Here is a 19,357-nt window from a genome sequence, read left to right on the forward strand (position 1 = left end):
TGTCGTATGTCTTTCGAGTTGCTTGCCACCGATGGCAAGGCTCGTCGTGGTCGTCTGACCTTCCCTCGTGGCACCGTCGAGACCCCGGCCTTCATGCCGGTGGGCACTTACGGCACGGTCAAGGGCATGTTGCCGCGTGACATCGTCGCCACCGGCGCGGAGATCATTCTGGGCAACACCTTCCACCTGTGGCTGCGCCCGGGTACCGAAGTGATCAAGGAACACGGCGACCTGCACGATTTCATGCAGTGGAAAGGCCCGATCCTGACCGACTCCGGCGGTTTCCAGGTGTTCAGCCTCGGCGCCATGCGCAAGATCAAGGAGGAGGGCGTGACCTTCGCCTCCCCGGTCGACGGCTCGAAAGTGTTCATGGGCCCGGAAGAGTCGATGCAGGTCCAGCGCGACCTGGGCTCGGACATCGTGATGATCTTCGACGAATGCACCCCGTACCCGGCTGACGAAGACGTGGCCCGTGTGTCCATGGAGCTGTCGCTGCGCTGGGCTCAGCGTTCGAAGAATGCCCATGGCGACAACACGGCGGCGCTGTTCGGCATCGTCCAGGGCGGCATGCACCAGGACCTGCGCATGCGCTCGCTGGAAGGCCTGGACAAGATTGGCTTCGATGGCCTGGCCATCGGCGGTCTGTCGGTGGGCGAACCCAAGCATGAAATGATCAAGGTGCTGGACTACCTGCCGGGCATGATGCCGGCTGACAAACCTCGTTACCTTATGGGCGTTGGCAAACCGGAAGATCTGGTTGAGGGTGTGCGCCGCGGTGTGGACATGTTCGATTGCGTGATGCCAACCCGTAATGCCCGCAACGGGCATCTGTTCATTGATACAGGCGTGCTGAAGATCCGTAACGCGTTCCATCGCCATGATGATTCGCCGCTGGATCCGACCTGCGATTGCTATACCTGCCAGAACTTCTCCCGCGCTTATCTGCATCATCTGGACAAGTGCGGCGAAATGCTCGGCAGCATGCTCAATACCATCCACAATTTGCGCCATTATCAGGTGCTGATGGCTGGTTTGCGCGAGGCTATTCAACAGGGTACATTGGCCGCCTTTGTCGATGCCTTCTACGCCAAACGCGGGCTTCCCGTTCCGCCTTTGGACTGAGTTTTCTGACCCCAAGATTCAACATTTGCAACTGGAGTGCTAAATGAGCTTTTTTATCTCTAATGCCATGGCTGACGCGGCTGCACCGGCTGCAGCGCCTATGGGCGGCGGCTTCGAGTGGATTTTCCTGGTGGGCTTCCTGGTCATCTTCTACCTGATGATCTGGCGTCCACAGGCCAAGCGCGCCAAAGAGCAGAAGAACCTGCTGAGCAGCCTGCAGAAGGGTGACGAAGTGGTCACCACCGGCGGCATCGCCGGCAAGATCACCAAAGTGGCCGATGACTTCGTGGTTCTGGAAGTTTCCGACACCGTGGAAATGAAGTTCCAGAAGGGCGCCATCGCCGCCACGCTGCCAAAAGGCACGCTGAAAGCGATCTAAGGTTCCAACTTCTACTCAATCGACGGGGCGCGCAAGGCGCCCCGCGTTCATAACGGGCGGCGTGATGCTGAACAAATATCCTCTGTGGAAATACATTCTGATCCTGGCGGTGCTGGCGATCGGTCTGATTTATTCCGCTCCGAATCTATACCCCGATGACCCGGCCATTCAGATCAGCGGCGCCAGCACGGCTCTGCAGGTCAACCAGGCCGATCTGGATCGCGTAAGCACCGCGCTCAAGGAATCCGGGATCAACGTCAAGGCTTCGAGCCTGGCTGCGAACGGCAAGGGCGGTCTGATCCGTCTGACCAAGGCTGAAGACCAACTGCCGGCCAAAGACGTTGTCCGCAAGGCATTGGGTGATGACTACGTCGTCGCGCTGAACCTGGCACAAACCACCCCGCAATGGCTGCGCAGCGTGGCCGCGCACCCGATGAAACTGGGTCTGGACTTGTCCGGTGGTGTGCACTTCCTGCTGGAAGTGGACATGGACAAAGCGCTCGACGCCCGCCTGAAAGTCTACGAAGGCGACGTCAAGAGCCTGTTGCGCAAAGAGAAACTGCGTTATCGCAGCCTGCCGCAACTCAATGGCGCCATTCAGCTGGGCTTCAGCGATGCTGACTCCCGCGAACAGGCCCGTGCGCTGATCCGCAAGAATTTCAACGATTTCGACATTGTTCCGGCCGACCTCAACGGTCAACCGGTGCTGCGTCTGGCGATGACCCCGGCCAAGCTGGCGGAAATCCGTGAATACTCCATCAAGCAGAACTTGACCACGGTACGTAACCGCGTCAATGAGCTGGGTGTTGCCGAGCCAATCGTCCAGCGTCAGGGTGCCAACCGTATCGTGGTTGAGCTGCCGGGCGTGCAGGACACTGCCGAAGCCAAGCGTATCCTCGGCAAGACGGCCAACCTCGAGTTCCGTCTGGCAGCAGAGCCGGGCGCTTCGAAAGCCACTTCCGAGACCTTTGAGTTCCGTGAGGGCAACCGTCCTCCGGCGCAGATCGAGCGTGGTCTGATCATCACCGGTGACCAGGTGACTGACGCCAAGGCCGGTTTCGGCGAGCACGGCACCCCTGAAGTGAACATCCGTCTGGATGGTCACGGTGGCGAGCTGATGAGCCGCGCGACCCGCAGCAACGTCGGTCGCAGCATGGCGGTGATCTTCATCGAGCAGCGCCCGGTCACCACTTACACCAAGCAAGTGGTCGACGGCGTCGAGAAAGACGTCGCGGTGCAGACCTTCAAAGAAGAGAAGAAGATCATCAGCCTGGCGACCATTCAGTCGCCGCTGGGTGCGCAGTTCCGTATCACCGGCCTGAACGGCCAGGGCGAGTCGTCCGAGCTGGCGCTGCTGCTGCGTGCCGGTGGTCTGGCTGCTCCGATGTACTTCGCTGAAGAGCGCACCATCGGCCCGAGCCTCGGTGCGGACAACATCACCAAGGGTATCGATGCATCGCTGTGGGGCATGCTGTTCGTCTCGCTGTTCATCATCGCCATCTACCGTTTCTTCGGCCTGATCGCCACCGTCGCACTGGCGGTGAACATGGTGCTGCTGCTGGCGCTGATGTCGCTGCTGGGCGCCACGCTGACCCTGCCGGGTATCGCCGGTATCGTGTTGACCATGGGTATGGCGGTCGACGCCAACGTACTGATCTTCTCGCGGATTCGTGAAGAGATCGCCGCCGGCATGACCGTGCAGCGTGCAATCAACGAAGGCTTCGGTCGGGCATTCACTGCGATTCTCGACGCCAACCTGACCACCTTGCTGGTCGGCGGTATTCTCTTCGCCATGGGCACCGGCCCGGTGAAGGGCTTCGCAGTCACCATGTCCCTCGGGGTTCTGACTTCGATGTTCACGGCCATCATGGTCACCCGCGCGATGGTCAACTTGATCTTCGGCGGTCGTGACTTCAAGAAGTTGTGGATTTAAGGGGCTGCCATGTTACGTACAATCAACTTCATGGGCGTCCGCAACTTTGCGTTCGGCGTCACCGTATTCCTGACCTTGCTGGCAATCTTCAGTGTGTTCCACAAGGGCATGAACTGGGGTCTGGACTTCACCGGCGGTACGCTCATCGAGCTGACCTACGAGCGTCCGGCCGATGTCACCAAGGTGCGCGAGCAGCTGGTTTCTTCCGGTTATCACGAAGCCGTCGTACAGAACTTCGGCGCGACCACCGATCTGCTGGTACGCATGCCGGGTGAAGACCCGCAGCTGGGCCATCAGGTGGCGGAAGCGCTGCAGAAGGTCGGCGGCGACAACCCGGCGACCGTCAAGCGCGTCGAGTTCGTCGGCCCGCAGGTCGGTGAAGAGCTGCGCGACCAGGGTGGCCTCGGCATGCTGCTGGCGCTCGGTGGCATCCTGATCTACCTGGCTTTCCGCTTTCAGTGGAAGTTTGCGGTCGGCGCCATCGTGTCGCTGATCCACGACGTGATCGTGACCGTGGGTATCCTGTCGTTCTTCCAGATTACCTTCGACCTGACGGTGCTGGCGGCGGTACTGGCGATCATCGGTTACTCGCTCAACGACACCATCGTCGTGTTCGACCGGGTGCGTGAGAACTTCCGCGTACTGCGCAAGGCTACGTTGATCGAGAACATCAACATCTCGACCACCCAGACCCTGCTGAGGACCATCGCGACCTCGGTTTCGACCTTGCTGGCGATCGCGGCACTGCTGTTCTTCGGCGGTGACAACCTGTACGGCTTCTCCCTGGCGCTGCTGGTGGGTGTTCTGGCGGGTACCTACTCGTCGATCTACATCGCCAACGTGGTGCTGATCTGGCTGAACCTGTCGACGGAAGACCTGATTCCGCCGGTCAACACCGAGAAGGAAGTCGACGACCGTCCATAACGGCCATCGTTTTCCCGGCGGTCAGTCAAAAAAGACGCGAGTTGAACTCGCGTCTTTTTTTTTGCTCCAAGGCTGGGAGAAGCGCGGGCGCGTCCCGCATGTGATGGTCAGGAGGTTCATGTGAACAAGTCGTTGCTGGTTGGTGCGGTATTGGGTGCTGTCGGTGTGACTGCCGGGGGTGCTGTTGCCACCTACAGCCTGGTTAAAAGCGGCCCTGAGTATGCGCAAGTGCTGGCCGTAGAACCGGTCAAAACACAAATCAAGACTCCACGTGAAGTGTGCAAGGATGTGACAGTGACCCGGCAGGCGCCGGTGAAAGATCAACACCAGATCGCCGGCACCGTGGTCGGTGCGCTGGCAGGTGGTCTGCTGGGTAACCAGATCGGCGGCGGCACCGGCAAGAAGATTGCCACGGTGGCCGGTGCGGTCGGTGGCGGTTACGCCGGTAACAAGGTTCAGGAGGGTATGCAGGAGCGTGATACCTACACCACGACTCAGACTCGCTGTAACACGGTGAATGACATCAGCGACAAGGTTGTGGGCTACGACGTCCGGTATTCGCTGGATGGGAAGGAAGGCAAGGTGCGGATGGATCGTGATCCGGGCAACCAGATCCCGGTCGACAAGGAAGGCAAGCTGATCCTGTCGCAGAACGAGCCAGGCCAGTGATTGGTTGACGGCTTATAAGAAAAGCACCCTTCGGGGTGCTTTTTCATGCCCATAAAAAAAACACCCCGAAGGGTGTTTTTTTTTGGTTTCGCGAAACGCTTAGCGCTTCAGCGAGGCCGGCAGGTGCGGCTGGATCGCCGTCAGAACTGCCTTGAAGCATTTGGTGTTGCCGGCAACGACGTGGCCTTTCTCAAGGAAGTCGTGACCGCCGGTGAAGTCGCTCACCAGGCCGCCTGCTTCCTGAATCAGCAGGGCGCCAGCGGCCATGTCCCACTCGGACAGACCCGACTCCCAGAACGCGTCGAAACGGCCGGCGGCGACGTAAGCCAGGTCCAGACTTGCCGAACCGGCGCGACGAATGCCGGCAGTCTGGCCAACCAGGGCGCGGAACATGCCCAGGTAGTTGTCGAGGTTGTCCATCTGGTCGTCACGGAACGGGAAACCGGTGCCGAGCAGAGCGCCGTCCAGGCTGGTGCGACCGCTGACGCGCAGGCGACGACCGTTCAGTTGAGCGCCGCGACCACGGCTGGCGGTGAATTCTTCCTGGCGAACCGGATCCAGAACAACGGCGTGTTCCAGGCGACCACGGTATTTGCAGGCAATGCTGACAGCGAAGTGAGGAATGCCGCGCAGGAAGTTGGTGGTGCCGTCCAGCGGATCGATGATCCACAGGTATTCTTCGCCTTCGATGCCGGTGCCGGCGTGCAGGCCGGTCTCTTCACCCATGATCGAGTGATTCGGGTAAGCCTTGCGCAGGGCGTCGATGATTTTCTGTTCGGCGGCGCGATCGACCTCGGATACGTAATCCTTGGCGTCTTTTTCGTCGACCTTGATGGTATCCAGGCGCTCGATGGAGCGGAAGATCAGTTCACTGGCGCTGCGGGCGGCGCGCAGCGCGATATTCAGCATGGGCTGCATGGATGTGTCACCTAAGGTTGTTAAAGAAAGCCGCGCATTCTATCAGAACTTTTCTTCAGGTGAAGGTCGCTGTTCGCTTTCATAGCTTAACGGTAGGCTGTTCTGTAAGATTTGCACCCCTTTGCCGAGTCCGAGAGCGCCCGCCGTGCTGCAAAATATTCGTGTCGTCCTGGTCAACACCAGCCATCCGGGAAACATCGGCGGGACCGCGCGCGCCATGAAAAACATGGGCCTGTCGCGTCTGGTGCTGGTTGATCCGCGCGTCTTTCCGCATCACGAAGCCGATGCCCGTGCTTCCGGTGCCGGTGACATCCTTGAAAACGCGCAAGTCGTCGCCACCTTGGAAGACGCCCTGGTCGGTTGCAACCTGGTGCTCGGCACCAGCGCCCGTGACCGGCGCATTCCCTGGCCATTGCTGGATCCGCGCGAGTGCGGGACCAAAGTGGTCGAGGAGGCCGGGCAGGGCGCGGAAATCGCGCTGGTGTTCGGTCGTGAAGATTCCGGCCTGACCAATGACGAGCTACAGCGATGTCACTATCACGTGCACATCCCCTCCGATCCTGAATTCAGCTCGCTGAACCTCGGGGCGGCGGTGCAGGTATTGAGTTATGAAGTGCGCATGGCGTGGCTGGCTGCGCAAGGTCAGCCGACCAAGATCGAGAAGGAAGAAGTGGCCTCCGTGAAAAGCGCAGAGCTTGCGACCATGGATGAGCTGGAGCGGTTCTATGAACACCTGGAGCAGACTCTGGTGGCCATCGAATTCCTCGATCCGGAAAAACCACGGCACTTGATGGCGCGCCTGCGCCGGTTGTATGGACGCAGCTCGGTCAGCCGGGCGGAAATGAATATTTTGCGTGGCATCCTCACGGAAACCCAGAAAGCGGCCCGTGGCGAGCTCCTTAAGCGGAAGGATTAATGATGTTCGAGCGTTTGCGTGAAGATATCCAGAGCGTATTCCACCGAGACCCGGCGGCGCGTAACGCTTTTGAAGTCCTGACCTGCTACCCCGGCATGCATGCGATCTGGATTCATCGACTGGCCGGCATGCTCTGGCGCAACGATCTGAAATGGCTGGCGCGACTGGTGTCGAACTTCGGTCGCTGGCTTACGGGAATCGAGATCCATCCGGGTGCCAAGGTCGGTCGACGCTTCTTCATCGACCATGGCATGGGCATCGTGATCGGCGAAACCGCTGAAATCGGCGATGACGTGACGATCTATCAGGGCGTGACTCTGGGCGGCACCAGCTGGAACAAGGGCAAGCGCCACCCGACCCTCGGCGATGGCGTTGTGGTGGGGGCGGGCGCGAAGGTGCTCGGTCCGTTCACTGTGGGTGCCGGTGCCAAGGTCGGTTCCAATGCTGTGGTCACCAAGGAAGTGCCTCCGGGCGCCACCGTGGTGGGGATTCCGGGGCGTATCATCGTCAAGTCCGATGATGAGGCCGACGCCAAGCGCAAGGCGATGGCCGAGAAGATCGGCTTCGATGCCTACGGCGTCAGTGAGGACATGCCCGACCCGGTGGCGCGCGCCATCGGCCAGTTGCTCGATCACCTGCAAGCGGTGGACGGACGTCTGGAGGGAATGTGTGGCGCGCTGAAGGATCTGGGCAGCAATTACTGTGCGAAAGATCTGCCCGAGCTGCGTGAGGAAGACTTCGCCTGCGTCAAGGGCAAGGACGAATCCAAGCTCCACTGACGCACTTGCAGGGCTGCTGCCGACCGGTGTGCCATTAGGCCGCAGACCCTGCTATCATTCGCGCGCTCTTTTGCGGGTAAACCCGACTAAAGCACTAGGTCTTATAGTTGACTTAAATGCTCGGGAATTGCATACTCCCGCCCATTCCGAACTCCGTGGTAATTGTCCATGCGACTGACTACAAAAGGCCGATACGCCGTGACCGCCATGCTTGACCTGGCGTTGCACGCGCAACACGGGCCGGTGTCCCTGGCCGATATCTCCGAGCGCCAAGGCATCTCCCTGTCCTATCTCGAACAGCTTTTCGCCAAGCTGCGCCGCAGTAACCTGGTTTCCAGCGTTCGCGGTCCGGGCGGTGGCTACCAGTTGTCCCGCGACATGCAGGGCATCCAGGTGGCTCAGGTGATCGATGCGGTGAACGAATCGGTCGATGCAACAAAATGCCAGGGCCAGGGCGACTGCCACTCCGGTGACACCTGTTTGACCCATCACCTGTGGTGCGACCTGAGCCTGCAGATTCACGAATTTCTCAGCGGTATCAGCTTGGCCGACCTCGTAACTCGCCGTGAGGTGCAGGAAGTGGCCCAGCGTCAGGATCAGCGTCGTTGCAATGGCAAGGCGCCGCGCCTGGACAAGATTGAAGCGTCCGCCGTCGAATGACAGCCAGAGAGCTAGCGGCACGCCAGCCAGCCTGATTTAGGAGATAGTCCATGAAATTGCCGATTTACCTTGATTACTCTGCGACCACCCCGGTCGATCCGCGCGTTGCGCAAAAAATGAGTGAATGCCTGCTGGTCGACGGAAACTTCGGTAACCCGGCGTCCCGTTCCCACGTGTTCGGCTGGAAAGCCGAAGAGTCCGTCGAAAACGCCCGTCGTCAGGTGGCCGATCTGGTCAACGCCGACCCGCGTGAAATCGTCTGGACCTCCGGTGCCACCGAGTCCGACAACCTGGCAATCAAGGGTGCGGCACATTTCTACGCCTCCAAGGGCAAGCATCTGATCACCTCCAAGATCGAGCACAAGGCTGTCCTCGACACCATGCGCCAACTGGAGCGTGAAGGTTTCGAAGTCACCTACCTCGATCCGACCGAAGATGGCCTGATCACCCCGGCCATGATCGAAGCCGCGCTGCGCGAAGACACCATCCTGGTGTCGGTAATGCACGTGAACAACGAAATCGGCACCGTCAACGACATCGCCGCCATCGGCGAGCTGCTTCGTTCCAAAGGCATCCTGTTCCACGTCGACGCCGCGCAGTCCACCGGTAAGGTCGAAATCGACCTGCAGAAACTGAAAGTCGACATGATGTCGTTCTCCGCCCACAAGACCTACGGCCCTAAAGGCATAGGCGCGCTGTACGTCAGCCGCAAGCCGCGTGTGCGCATCGAAGCGACCATGCACGGCGGCGGTCACGAACGTGGCATGCGTTCCGGCACCCTGGCGACTCACCAGATCGTCGGCATGGGCGAAGCGTTCCGTGTGGCCAAGGAAGACATGGCTGCCGAAAACGTCCGTATCAAGGCGTTAAGCGACCGCTTCTACAAGCAGGTCGAGCACCTGGAAGAGCTGTACGTCAACGGCGGCCTGACCGCCCGCGTTCCGCACAACCTGAACCTGAGCTTCAACTACGTTGAAGGCGAGTCGCTGATCATGGCGCTCAAGGATCTGGCGGTTTCGTCCGGTTCGGCCTGCACCTCGGCGTCGCTTGAGCCTTCGTACGTGCTGCGCGCCCTGGGCCGCAACGACGAACTGGCACACAGCTCGATCCGTTTCACCTTCGGCCGCTTCACCACCGAAGAAGAAATCGACTACGCCGCGCAGAAAGTCTGCGAGGCCGTTACCAAGCTGCGCGCTCTGTCGCCGCTGTGGGACATGTACAAAGACGGCGTCGATATCTCGAAGATCGAGTGGGCGGCACACTAAATATAGAAGCCGCCGGATACAGATCCTGTAGCGACGCGGCGGTTCACGCAGCGCAGTTGCAGGGTCTCAAGAGCGGCCCTGATGAGTGAGGATTGAGAATCATGGCTTACAGCGAAAAGGTCATCGACCACTACGAAAACCCGCGTAACGTCGGCAAGATGAACGCGGAAGATCCTGATGTCGGCACCGGCATGGTCGGCGCTCCGGCGTGCGGCGACGTGATGCGTCTGCAAATCAAGGTCAACGATCAGGGCGTTATTGAAGACGCCAAGTTCAAGACCTACGGCTGCGGTTCGGCTATCGCCTCCAGCTCCCTCGCTACCGAGTGGATGAAGGGCAAGACCCTGGACGAAGCTGAAACCATCAAGAACACTCAGCTGGCCGAAGAACTGGCCCTGCCGCCAGTGAAAATCCACTGCTCGGTTCTCGCTGAAGACGCCATCAAGGCGGCCGTTCGCGATTACAAGCAGAAGAAAGGCTTGATCTGACTTTCAAGATTTGGCGACGAGTAAGGAGTCAACGATGGCTATCAGCATGACAGAAGCGGCTGCTCGACACGTGCGGCGCTCCCTCGACGGGCGCGGCAAGGGTGAAGGGATTCGTCTGGGTGTTCGCACCACGGGCTGTTCCGGCCTTGCCTACGTGCTGGAGTTTGTCGATGAGGTGGTTGCAGAAGATCAGGTGTTCGAGAGTCACGGCGAAAAAGTGATCATCGACCCGAAGAGCCTGGCCTACCTCGACGGCACCGAGCTCGACTTCGTCAAGGAAGGGTTGAACGAAGGCTTCAAGTTCAACAACCCCAACGTACGCGGTGAATGTGGCTGCGGCGAAAGCTTCAACATCTGAGGCTTGTCGTGGGTATTCCTTGTCATTTCGCTTTATTCGAGCTGCAGCCGGGCTTTCGTCTGGATCTCGAGCAGTTGGCCACGCGCTATCGCGAGTTGGCGCGCGGCGTTCATCCTGACCGCTTTGCCGATGCTTCCGAGCGCGAGCAGCGGTCGGCGCTCGAGCAGTCTGCGCGGCTCAACGATGCCTACCAGACGCTCAAGAGTCCGGCCCAGCGCGCACGCTACCTGCTGACCATCAGCGGGCATGAAGTGCCGATGGAAGTCACCGTCCACGATCCCGAGTTTCTTCTGCAGCAGATGCAATGGCGCGAAGAGCTCGAAGATCTGCAGGACAGTGCCGACCTGGACGGTGTCGCGGCTTTCAAGCGTCGCCTGAAAACCGCCCAGGAAGAGCTCAACGAAAGCTTCGCAGCCTGTTGGGATGATGCAGCGCAGCGCGAACAGGCCGAACGCCTGATGCGGCGCATGCAGTTCCTCGACAAGCTCACCTACGAAGTGCGCCAGTTAGAAGAGCGCCTCGACGATTAACCCAGTGCCGCTCCGGTCGCACGCCTGATATACAGATAAGTCCTGATCACGATGGCCCTACTGCAGATCGCCGAACCCGGCCAAAGTCCTCAACCGCACCAGCGTCGTCTGGCTGTGGGAATCGACTTGGGTACTACCAATTCGCTGGTCGCTGCGTTGCGCAGTGGTCTTTCCGAGCCGCTGGCCGACGCCGAAGGGCGGGTCATCCTGCCTTCCGCCGTGCGTTATCACGCCGATCGCGTCGAAGTCGGCGAGTCAGCCAAGCTGGCTGCGTCCTCTGATCCCCTGAATACCGTGCTGTCGGTCAAGCGCCTGATGGGGCGTGGTCTGTCCGACGTCAAGCAATTGGGCGATCAACTGCCGTACCGCTTTGTCGGTGGCGAATCGCACATGCCGTTCATCGACACCGTGCAGGGCCCGAAAAGCCCGGTCGAAGTCTCCGCCGATATCTTGAAAGTATTGCGTCAGCGCGCTGAGGCCACCCTTGGCGGTGAGCTGGTGGGCGCGGTGATCACCGTTCCGGCGTATTTCGACGATGCTCAGCGCCAGGCTACGAAGGACGCGGCGAAACTTGCCGGTCTGAACGTGTTGCGTCTGCTCAACGAGCCGACCGCCGCAGCGGTGGCATACGGTCTGGATCAGCATGCCGAAGGCCTGGTCGCCATTTACGATCTGGGCGGCGGTACCTTCGACATTTCGATTCTGCGCCTGACTGGCGGCGTCTTCGAAGTCCTGGCCACTGGCGGCGACAGCGCGCTGGGCGGCGATGACTTCGATCATGCGATTGCCGGCTGGATCATCGAGAGCGCCGGTTTGTCCGCCGACCTCGATCCGGGCGCACAGCGTAGCCTGCTGCAAGCCGCCTGCGCAGCCAAAGAAGCCCTGACGGATGCCGACAGTGTTGAAGTTGCCTACGGCGACTGGAAAGCACAGCTGACCCGTGAAGCTTTCGATGCGCTGATCGAGCCAATGGTCGCTCGCAGCCTGAAAGCCTGCCGCCGCGCCGTGCGCGATTCCGGCGTCGAGCTGGAAGACGTGCACGCTGTGGTCATGGTCGGTGGCTCGACCCGCGTTCCACGTGTTCGCGAAGCCGTCGCCGAAGCCTTCGGGCGTCAGCCGCTGACCGAAATCGATCCGGATCAAGTGGTGGCCATCGGTGCCGCGATCCAGGCCGATACGCTGGCCGGCAACAAGCGCGATGGCGGCGAACTGCTGCTGCTCGACGTGATTCCGCTGTCCCTGGGGCTGGAAACCATGGGCGGCCTGATGGAGAAGGTGATTCCGCGTAACACCACCATCCCCGTCGCTCGTGCCCAGGACTTCACCACTTATAAAGATGGCCAGTCGGCCATGGCGATCCACGTGTTGCAGGGCGAGCGTGAGTTGATCTCCGATTGCCGCTCTCTGGCTCGCTTCGAATTGCGCGGCATCCCGGCGATGGTGGCCGGCGCGGCGAAAATTCGTGTGACCTTCCAGGTCGATGCCGACGGCCTGCTCAGCGTCTCTGCCCGTGAACTGGGTTCGGGCGTTGAAGCGAGCATCCAGGTCAAGCCGTCCTATGGCCTGACTGACGGCGAAATCGCCAAGATGCTGAAAGATTCGTTCCAGCACGCCAATGACGACAAAGTCGCCCGCGTTCTTCGCGAGCAGCAAGTCGATGCCCAGCGCCTGATCGAAGCGGTGCAGGGCGCTCTTGAGGCGGATGGCGAGCGCTTGCTCGACGCCGAAGAGCGCATGGTCATCGATCTGCAGGTGCAGGAACTGACCGAACTGATGAAAGGCACCGATGGTTACGCCATCGAGCAGCAGACCAAGCGTCTGTCGCAAGTGACCGATGCTTTTGCAGCCCGTCGTATGGATCAGACGGTGAAAGCCGCTCTGTCCGGGCGCAATCTGAATGAAATCGAGGATATCTGATGCCGCAGGTCATTTTTCTGCCCCACGAGAAGTTCTGCCCTGAAGGCATGGTCGTTGACGCTGCGCCTGGCACGTCTATCCTCGAACTGGCTCACGAACACCACATCGAGATGGAAAGCGCCTGCGGCGGCGTCTGCGCCTGCACCACTTGTCACTGCATCATCCGCGAGGGTTTCGACTCGCTGGAAGAAGCCGACGAGTTGGAGGAAGATTTCCTTGATCGTGCCTGGGGTCTGGAAGCCCAGTCGCGCCTGGCTTGTCAGGCTATCGTCGGTGAAGAAGACATCACCGTCGAAATTCCGAAATATTCGCTTAACCATGCGGCCGAAGCGCCGCACTGACTGGTAAGACTGTCATGAGCTACGGTTGGAATGATGTTCAACGTATTGCAGAAGAGCTGGCTGAGGCCAAGCCGGATGTCGATCCGCTTTCTGTCAATTTCGTCGACCTGCAGCGATGGATCATGGAACTTCCCGACTTTGATAACACCTCTGGCCGTGTTGGCGAGAAAGTGTTGGAAGCGGTTCAGGCTCTCTGGATCGAAGAAGTAGACTGATCGTCCTCGCAGGTTAGGCAATACCCAAGAACCCGCGTATAATTCGCGGGTTTAATTTTTCGCAAATTACCGTTTCTGGAGTTACACCATGGCTGTTCAACGTACTTTCTCCATCATCAAGCCTGACGCCGTTGCTAAAAACGTGATCGGCAAGATCACCACTCGCTTCGAAGACGCTGGCCTGCGCGTTGTAGCTTCGAAACTGAAGCAACTGTCCAAAGCCGAAGCCGAAGGCTTCTACGCTGAGCACAGCGCTCGTGGTTTCTTCGGCGACCTGGTTGCCTTCATGACTTCGGGTCCAGTTGTCGTTCAGGTTCTGGAAGGCGAAAACGCCATCGCTCGCAACCGTGAGCTGATGGGCGCTACCAACCCTAAAGAAGCTGCTCCAGGCACCATCCGTGCTGACTTCGCTGAATCGATCGACGCCAACGCCGTTCACGGTTCGGACTCCGAAGCCGCTGCTGCTCGCGAAATCGCTTACTTCTTCGCAGCTACTGAAGTAACCACTCGCTAAGCATTGGCTTAAGAGTGAAGGTGAATCCATGACGACATCGACTGTTAAAACCAACCTGCTGGGTCTGACCCAGCCGGAAATGGAAAAATTCTTCGACTCAATCGGGGAGAAGCGTTTCCGTGCCGGTCAGGTAATGAAATGGATTCACCACTTTGGCGTCGATGATTTCGACGCCATGACGAACGTCAGCAAGGCCTTGCGCGAAAAGCTCAAGGCTGTTGCTGAGGTCCGTGGTCCCGAAGTGGTCAGCGAGGACATTTCCAGCGACGGCACCCGTAAGTGGGTGGTGCGCGTGGCGTCCGGCAGCTGTGTCGAGACCGTTTACATTCCCCAGGGCAAGCGCGGCACTCTGTGCGTTTCGTCCCAGGCAGGCTGTGCCCTGGACTGCAGTTTCTGCTCCACCGGCAAGCAAGGCTTCAACAGCAACCTCACCGCCGCCGAAGTCATCGGTCAGGTGTGGATTGCCAACAAATCCTTCGGCAGTGTTCCGGCTACCATCGACCGCGCCATCACCAACGTGGTGATGATGGGCATGGGCGAACCGCTGCTGAACTTCGATAACGTCGTGGCCGCCATGCATCTGATGATGGATGACCTGGGCTACGGGATCTCCAAGCGCCGCGTGACCCTGTCCACGTCGGGTGTGGTGCCGATGATCGATGAGCTGGCCAAGCACATCGACGTATCCCTGGCGTTGTCCCTGCACGCACCGAATGACGCATTGCGTAACCAATTGGTGCCGATCAACAAGAAATATCCGCTTAAGATGCTGCTCGAGTCGTGCCAGCGCTACATGTCCGCCCTTGGCGAGAAACGTGTGCTGACCATCGAGTACACCTTGCTCAAGGACGTCAACGACAAGCTTGAGCACGCCGTGGAAATGATCGAGCTGCTCAAAGATATTCCATGCAAGATCAACCTGATTCCGTTCAACCCGTTCCCGCATTCCGGGTATGAGCGGCCGAGCAACAACGCCATCCGCCGGTTCCAGGATCAGCTTCACCAGGCCGGTTTCAACGTCACCGTGCGCACCACCCGTGGTGAAGACATCGACGCGGCTTGTGGTCAATTGGTAGGGCAGGTGCTGGATCGCACCCGTCGCAGCGAACGTTACATCGCCGTGCGTGAGTTGAGCGCCGACAGCGATCTGGCACAGAACGCCGCGAACACTAACTAAGAGAGGATCTCTATGTCCCTGCGCTTTGCGCTGCTGTTGCTGTTGGCCAGCCTGTGTGCTGGTTGTGTCCTGTCGGGCGATTACAACCCGATGAAGACCAGCAAGGGCCGTGACGAAGCGCGGGCTGCCTACGTGCAGCTGGGGCTGGGATACTTGCAGCAGGGCATGACCGAACGGGCCAAGGTTCCACTGAAGAAAGCCCTGGAGCTGGACGGTTCGGATCCCGACGCCAATGCCGCGCTGGGGCTGGTGTTTCAGGCCGAGATGGAACCTGCGCTTGCTGACGAACACTTTCGCAAAGCCTTGTCCTCCCGTCCCGCCGATGCGCGCATCCTCAACAACTACGGCAGTTTTCTCTACGAAGAACAGCGTTACAAGGAAGCCTACGAGCGTTTTGAACAGGCGGCCGCCGATACCCTGTATCCTGAGCGTTCGCGGGTGTTCGAGAACCTCGGCATGACGGCGGCGAAGCTCGGACAGCGTGATCTGGCGCAGCAGCAGCTGGAAAAAGCACTGCGTTTGAACCGTCAGCAGCCACGGGCATTGCTGGAAATGGCTGAGTTGTCATTCGAAGACAGGCATTATGTGCCCGCGCGTGACTATTACGACCGTTTCAGCCAGCTCTCCGAGCAAAATGCACGTAGTCTGTTGCTCGCCGTTCGGTTGGCAAAAGTATTTGAAGATCGCGACAAGGCCGCCAGTGCGGGCCTGCAATTAAAACGACTCTATCCCGGTACGCCGGAATATCAGCAATACCTGTCGGAGCAATGATGAAAGCGGCGCATCCCGAAGTTGTAGCAGCGAATCGCGTTAACCCCGGTGAGACCCTGCGCCAGGCCCGCGAAAGCAATGGCTGGTCGCTGGCCGAAGTGGCCCTCAAGCTCAACCTCACCGTGACTTCCCTGAGCAATCTTGAAGCCGGCGCATTCGACAAGTTGCCCGGGCATACCTTCGCTCGCGGTTACATTCGCGCGTACGCCAAATTGCTCGGCATGGATCAGACCGTTCTGGTCCAGCAATTCGACCAGTCCACCGGCACTGACTCCCAAGGCAGCAACGTCCACGCTCTGGGTCGTATTGAAGAGCCGGTACGGGTTTCCCACACCATTTTGCGTATCGTCAGCCTGTTGCTGCTGATTGCGGTCATCGGCGGCGGTTTCGTCTGGTGGCAGGATCAGACCTCGCTGCGTACCAAGGACCTGATCGGCCTGGCGCCGGAGCATGTCGAAGTCGAAGGCGCCGACGGCACCACCCAGATTCATCCGCTGGACGAGCCGGAAGACCAGGCCGTCGCGGAAGGCGAAGCCGAGGGCTCAACCGCTCTGGCACTGCCTCAATCGGAATCCACGGCTGAATCGACCGGCGCCGAGACCGAGGCCGCAGCTCCTGCGACCGCACCGGTTGCTCCGGCACCTGCTGCGCCAGCCGCTACTCCGGCTGCACCGGCTCATACGCCAGCGCCTGTGGTTGCTGCTCCAGCGAATCCGGCGCCAGCCGCTCCGGCCACGCCTGCACCGACCGTCACTGCCCCGGCCGTCGCGGCACCCGCGCCGACAGCGCCCGTTGCTCTGGCCGCAGGTCAAGGCCAGGTTCAGGTGCAGTTCATCGCCGATTGCTGGACTCAAGTGACCGATGGCAGCGGCAAAGTGCTGTACAGCGGCCTCAAGCGTAAGGGCGACAGCCTGTCTGTCGTCGGCAAGCCTCCGTTTGCCGTGCGTCTGGGCGTTGCCCGTGGCGCGCAGGTCAGCTACAACGGCCAGCCGGTCGATGTCGCTCCGTTCACCAGTGGCGAGACCGCTCGCCTGAAGTTGGGTCAATAAGTCATGCACGGCGAATCTCCAATCAAACGTCGCGAATCGCGCAAGATCTGGGTCGGTAACGTGCCCGTGGGCGGCGATGCCCCTATCGCTGTGCAGAGCATGACCAACAGCGACACCAATGACGTCGCTGCCACCGTCGCACAGATCAATCGTCTGGAAGCCGCCGGCGTCGATATCGTCCGCGTTTCGGTACCGGACATGGACGCCGCCGAGGCGTTCGGCAAGATCAAGCAACTGGTCAAGGTGCCGTTGGTTGCCGACATCCATTTCGACTACAAGATCGCTCTGCGCGTGGCCGAACTGGGTGTGGACTGCCTGCGCATCAACCCGGGCAACATCGGTCGCGAAGACCGTGTGCGTGCGGTGGTCGATGCCGCCCGTGACCGCGGGATCCCGATCCGCATCGGCGTCAACGCCGGTTCCCTGGAAAAAGACCTGCAAAAGAAATACGGCGAGCCGACGCCAGCTGCGCTGGTCGAGTCCGCCCTGCGTCACGTCGAACACCTCGAACGCCTGAATTTCCAGGACTTCAAGGTCAGTGTGAAGGCTTCCGACGTGTTCATGGCCGTTGAAGCCTACCGCCTGCTGGCCAAGGAAATCGTCCAGCCGCTGCACCTGGGCATCACCGAAGCCGGTGGATTGCGCTCCGGTACAGTGAAATCCGCCGTGGGCCTAGGTATGCTGCTCGCCGAGGGGATTGGCGATACTATCCGCATCTCGCTGGCGGCCGACCCGGTCGAGGAAGTGAAGGTCGGTTACGACATTCTCAAGTCTTTGCATCTGCGTTCCCGTGGCATCAACTTCATCGCCTGCCCGAGCTGCTCGCGGCAGAACTTCGATGTGGTCAAGACCATGAACGAGCTGGAAGGGCGCCTTGAAGACCTGCTGGTGCCGCTGGATGTCGCGGTGATCGGTTGCGTGGTCAACGGCCCCGGCGAAGCCAAGGAAGCCCATATCGGCTTGACCGGCGGCACGCCAAACCTGATTTACATCGACGGCAAGCCGTCGCAGAAACTGACGAATGACAATCTGGTGGACGAGCTGGAAAAGCTGATCCGCGAGAAAGCGGCCGAGAAGGTCGAAGCTGACGCAGCGGTTATCGCGCGCGGCTGATCGAACGAATTAAGGAATTTCTGTGAGCAAGTCTCTGCAAGCCATTCGTGGCATGAACGACATCCTGCCGGAACAGACGCCGGTATGGCGCTATTTCGAAGGCACCGTTTCGCGTCTGCTGGATAACTACGGTTACAAGCAGATCCGCATGCCGATCGTCGAGTTCACCGAGCTGTTCAAGCGCTCGATCGGTGAAGTGACCGACATCGTCGAAAAAGAGATGTACACCTTCGAAGACCGCAACGGCGACTCGCTGACCCTGCGTCCGGAAGGCACGGCCGCGTGCGTGCGTGCGGTGCTCGAGCACGGCATCACCGGCGGTGGCCAGGTGCAGAAACTCTGGTACATCGGCCCGATGTTCCGTCACGAGCGTCCGCAGAAAGGCCGTTATCGCCAGTTCCACCAGATCGGTCTGGAGGTGTTCAACCTCGACGGTCCGGACATCGACGCTGAACTGATCATCATGACCTGGCGCCTGTGGGGCGAGCTGGGCATCCGCGATGCGGTCAAGCTCGAGCTCAACAGCCTCGGCACCAGCGAGTCCCGCGGCCGTTATCGTGAAGCGCTGGTCGAGTATCTCTCGGCGCACCACGACAAACTGGACGAAGACAGCCAGCGTCGCCTGAAGACCAACCCGCTGCGGGTGCTCGACACCAAAAATGCCGACACCCAGGCCGTGCTGGTCGATGCGCCGAAAATGGCCGACTACCTGGATGACGAATCCCGTGCCCACTTCGAAGGCCTGAAGGCCCGTCTGGATGCCGTCGGCATTCCTTACGTGCTCAACCCGAAGCTGGTGCGTGGTCTGGATTACTACAGCAAAACCGTATTCGAATGGGTCACCGACAAGCTCGGCGCCCAGGGCACCGTCTGCGCGGGTGGGCGCTATGACGGTCTGGTCGAGCAGATGGGCGGCAAGCCGACCCCGGGCGTCGGTTTCGCCATGGGCATCGAGCGTCTGGTGCTGCTGCTGGAAACCCTGGAGCAGATCCCGGAAGAAATCTCCCGTCAGGTTGACGTCTATCTCTGCGCCTTCGGCGAAGAAGCGGAGCTGGCCGGTCTGGCCCTGGCCGAGCGGGTACGCGACCAACTGCCCAACCTGCGCCTGCAAGTCAATGCCGGCGCCGGCAGCTTCAAGAGCCAGTTCAAGAAAGCCGACAAGAGCGGTGCGCTGTACGCACTGATCCTCGGTGACGACGAAATGGCCCAGCAAGTGGTAGGTTTCAAACCCCTGCGTGGCCAGGGCGAACAACAAAGCATTGCCTGGGATGCGCTCGCTGCACACCTGGCCACCTGCGTCGTGCAGGGTTGAAGCTGTC

At 60.1% G+C, this 19,357-nt stretch carries 22 protein-coding genes; 21 read left to right on the top strand and 1 reads right to left on the bottom strand.

What is annotated here, in order from left to right:
- Nucleotides 1–6: 6 nt before the first annotated feature.
- The 5 genes from tgt to AC07Y2_RS19935 all read left to right on the top strand — a co-directional run bounded on the left by tgt (nucleotide 7) and on the right by AC07Y2_RS19935 (nucleotide 5,027).
- Nucleotides 7–1,122: a tRNA guanosine(34) transglycosylase Tgt gene (gene tgt, locus AC07Y2_RS19915; RefSeq protein ID WP_161794909.1), complete on the top strand. Its 1,116-nt coding sequence runs from the start codon at nucleotides 7–9 to the stop codon at nucleotides 1,120–1,122.
- 43 nt (nucleotides 1,123–1,165) lie between these two features.
- Entirely contained in the window at nucleotides 1,166–1,501 is a 336-nt protein-coding gene (gene yajC / locus AC07Y2_RS19920) for a preprotein translocase subunit YajC (protein ID WP_007956696.1), read from the top strand.
- Between the two features lie 64 nt (nucleotides 1,502–1,565).
- Nucleotides 1,566–3,434, top strand: coding sequence for a protein translocase subunit SecD (gene secD / locus AC07Y2_RS19925; RefSeq protein WP_039765691.1), 1,869 nt, complete (start codon nucleotides 1,566–1,568; stop codon nucleotides 3,432–3,434).
- 9 nt (nucleotides 3,435–3,443) lie between these two features.
- Nucleotides 3,444–4,358: a protein translocase subunit SecF gene (secF, locus tag AC07Y2_RS19930; RefSeq protein ID WP_085684627.1), complete on the top strand. Its 915-nt coding sequence runs from the start codon at nucleotides 3,444–3,446 to the stop codon at nucleotides 4,356–4,358.
- Nucleotides 4,359–4,478: 120 nt separating this feature from the next.
- Entirely contained in the window at nucleotides 4,479–5,027 is a 549-nt protein-coding gene (locus tag AC07Y2_RS19935) for a glycine zipper 2TM domain-containing protein (protein WP_007956693.1), read from the top strand.
- Between the two features lie 99 nt (nucleotides 5,028–5,126).
- Here AC07Y2_RS19935 and suhB read toward each other — a convergent pair whose 3' ends face one another.
- Complete coding sequence (gene suhB / locus AC07Y2_RS19940) at nucleotides 5,127–5,945, bottom strand: type III secretion system regulator SuhB (protein WP_007941397.1); 819 nt, start codon at nucleotides 5,943–5,945, stop codon at nucleotides 5,127–5,129.
- Between the two features lie 145 nt (nucleotides 5,946–6,090).
- On the opposite strand from suhB, the gene trmJ reads away from it, so the two are divergent.
- The 16 genes from trmJ to hisS all read left to right on the top strand — a co-directional run bounded on the left by trmJ (nucleotide 6,091) and on the right by hisS (nucleotide 19,350).
- Nucleotides 6,091–6,861 (top strand): tRNA (cytosine(32)/uridine(32)-2'-O)-methyltransferase TrmJ, encoded by a 771-nt coding sequence (gene trmJ / locus AC07Y2_RS19945; RefSeq protein WP_007956692.1) that lies wholly within the window; start codon nucleotides 6,091–6,093, stop codon nucleotides 6,859–6,861.
- A gap of 2 nt (nucleotides 6,862–6,863) precedes the next feature.
- Complete coding sequence (cysE, locus tag AC07Y2_RS19950; RefSeq protein WP_007956691.1) at nucleotides 6,864–7,640, top strand: serine O-acetyltransferase; 777 nt, start codon at nucleotides 6,864–6,866, stop codon at nucleotides 7,638–7,640.
- A gap of 168 nt (nucleotides 7,641–7,808) precedes the next feature.
- Nucleotides 7,809–8,300, top strand: a complete 492-nt coding sequence (gene iscR / locus AC07Y2_RS19955; RefSeq protein WP_007956690.1) for a Fe-S cluster assembly transcriptional regulator IscR — start codon at nucleotides 7,809–7,811, stop codon at nucleotides 8,298–8,300.
- Between the two features lie 50 nt (nucleotides 8,301–8,350).
- Entirely contained in the window at nucleotides 8,351–9,565 is a 1,215-nt protein-coding gene (locus tag AC07Y2_RS19960) for an IscS subfamily cysteine desulfurase (RefSeq protein ID WP_103386713.1), read from the top strand.
- A 101-nt stretch (nucleotides 9,566–9,666) separates the two neighbouring features.
- Entirely contained in the window at nucleotides 9,667–10,053 is a 387-nt protein-coding gene (gene iscU, locus AC07Y2_RS19965) for a Fe-S cluster assembly scaffold IscU (RefSeq protein ID WP_003227907.1), read from the top strand.
- Between the two features lie 34 nt (nucleotides 10,054–10,087).
- Nucleotides 10,088–10,411, top strand: a complete 324-nt coding sequence (gene iscA / locus AC07Y2_RS19970) for an iron-sulfur cluster assembly protein IscA (RefSeq protein WP_003227904.1) — start codon at nucleotides 10,088–10,090, stop codon at nucleotides 10,409–10,411.
- Nucleotides 10,412–10,419: 8 nt separating this feature from the next.
- Complete coding sequence (gene hscB, locus AC07Y2_RS19975) at nucleotides 10,420–10,941, top strand: co-chaperone HscB (protein WP_007956687.1); 522 nt, start codon at nucleotides 10,420–10,422, stop codon at nucleotides 10,939–10,941.
- A gap of 51 nt (nucleotides 10,942–10,992) precedes the next feature.
- Entirely contained in the window at nucleotides 10,993–12,858 is a 1,866-nt protein-coding gene (hscA, locus tag AC07Y2_RS19980) for a Fe-S protein assembly chaperone HscA (RefSeq protein WP_007956686.1), read from the top strand.
- Nucleotides 12,858–13,199 (top strand): ISC system 2Fe-2S type ferredoxin, encoded by a 342-nt coding sequence (fdx, locus tag AC07Y2_RS19985; RefSeq protein WP_007956685.1) that lies wholly within the window; start codon nucleotides 12,858–12,860, stop codon nucleotides 13,197–13,199. The genes hscA and fdx overlap by 1 nt, the downstream gene beginning before the upstream one ends.
- A 14-nt stretch (nucleotides 13,200–13,213) precedes the next feature.
- A complete protein-coding gene (gene iscX, locus AC07Y2_RS19990) occupies nucleotides 13,214–13,414 on the top strand; it encodes a Fe-S cluster assembly protein IscX (RefSeq protein ID WP_027619659.1) in 201 nt (66 codons plus the stop codon).
- Between the two features lie 88 nt (nucleotides 13,415–13,502).
- Nucleotides 13,503–13,928, top strand: a complete 426-nt coding sequence (ndk, locus tag AC07Y2_RS19995; protein ID WP_039765715.1) for a nucleoside-diphosphate kinase — start codon at nucleotides 13,503–13,505, stop codon at nucleotides 13,926–13,928.
- Nucleotides 13,929–13,956: 28 nt separating this feature from the next.
- On the top strand, nucleotides 13,957–15,105 hold the full coding sequence (rlmN, locus tag AC07Y2_RS20000) for a dual-specificity RNA methyltransferase RlmN (RefSeq protein WP_007964428.1): 1,149 nt from the start codon (nucleotides 13,957–13,959) through the stop codon (nucleotides 15,103–15,105).
- Nucleotides 15,106–15,117: 12 nt separating this feature from the next.
- Nucleotides 15,118–15,876 (top strand): type IV pilus biogenesis/stability protein PilW, encoded by a 759-nt coding sequence (gene pilW / locus AC07Y2_RS20005; RefSeq protein ID WP_007956682.1) that lies wholly within the window; start codon nucleotides 15,118–15,120, stop codon nucleotides 15,874–15,876.
- Nucleotides 15,876–16,925, top strand: a complete 1,050-nt coding sequence (locus AC07Y2_RS20010; RefSeq protein ID WP_103386712.1) for a RodZ domain-containing protein — start codon at nucleotides 15,876–15,878, stop codon at nucleotides 16,923–16,925. Before pilW ends, AC07Y2_RS20010 begins: the two co-directional genes overlap by 1 nt.
- A 3-nt stretch (nucleotides 16,926–16,928) precedes the next feature.
- Nucleotides 16,929–18,038, top strand: coding sequence for a flavodoxin-dependent (E)-4-hydroxy-3-methylbut-2-enyl-diphosphate synthase (ispG, locus tag AC07Y2_RS20015; RefSeq protein ID WP_007956680.1), 1,110 nt, complete (start codon nucleotides 16,929–16,931; stop codon nucleotides 18,036–18,038).
- A 22-nt stretch (nucleotides 18,039–18,060) separates the two neighbouring features.
- Entirely contained in the window at nucleotides 18,061–19,350 is a 1,290-nt protein-coding gene (hisS, locus tag AC07Y2_RS20020) for a histidine--tRNA ligase (protein WP_064383908.1), read from the top strand.
- Nucleotides 19,351–19,357 lie beyond the last annotated feature (7 nt).

Source organism: Pseudomonas sp. GW456-12-1-14-TSB6, from assembly GCF_059424205.1.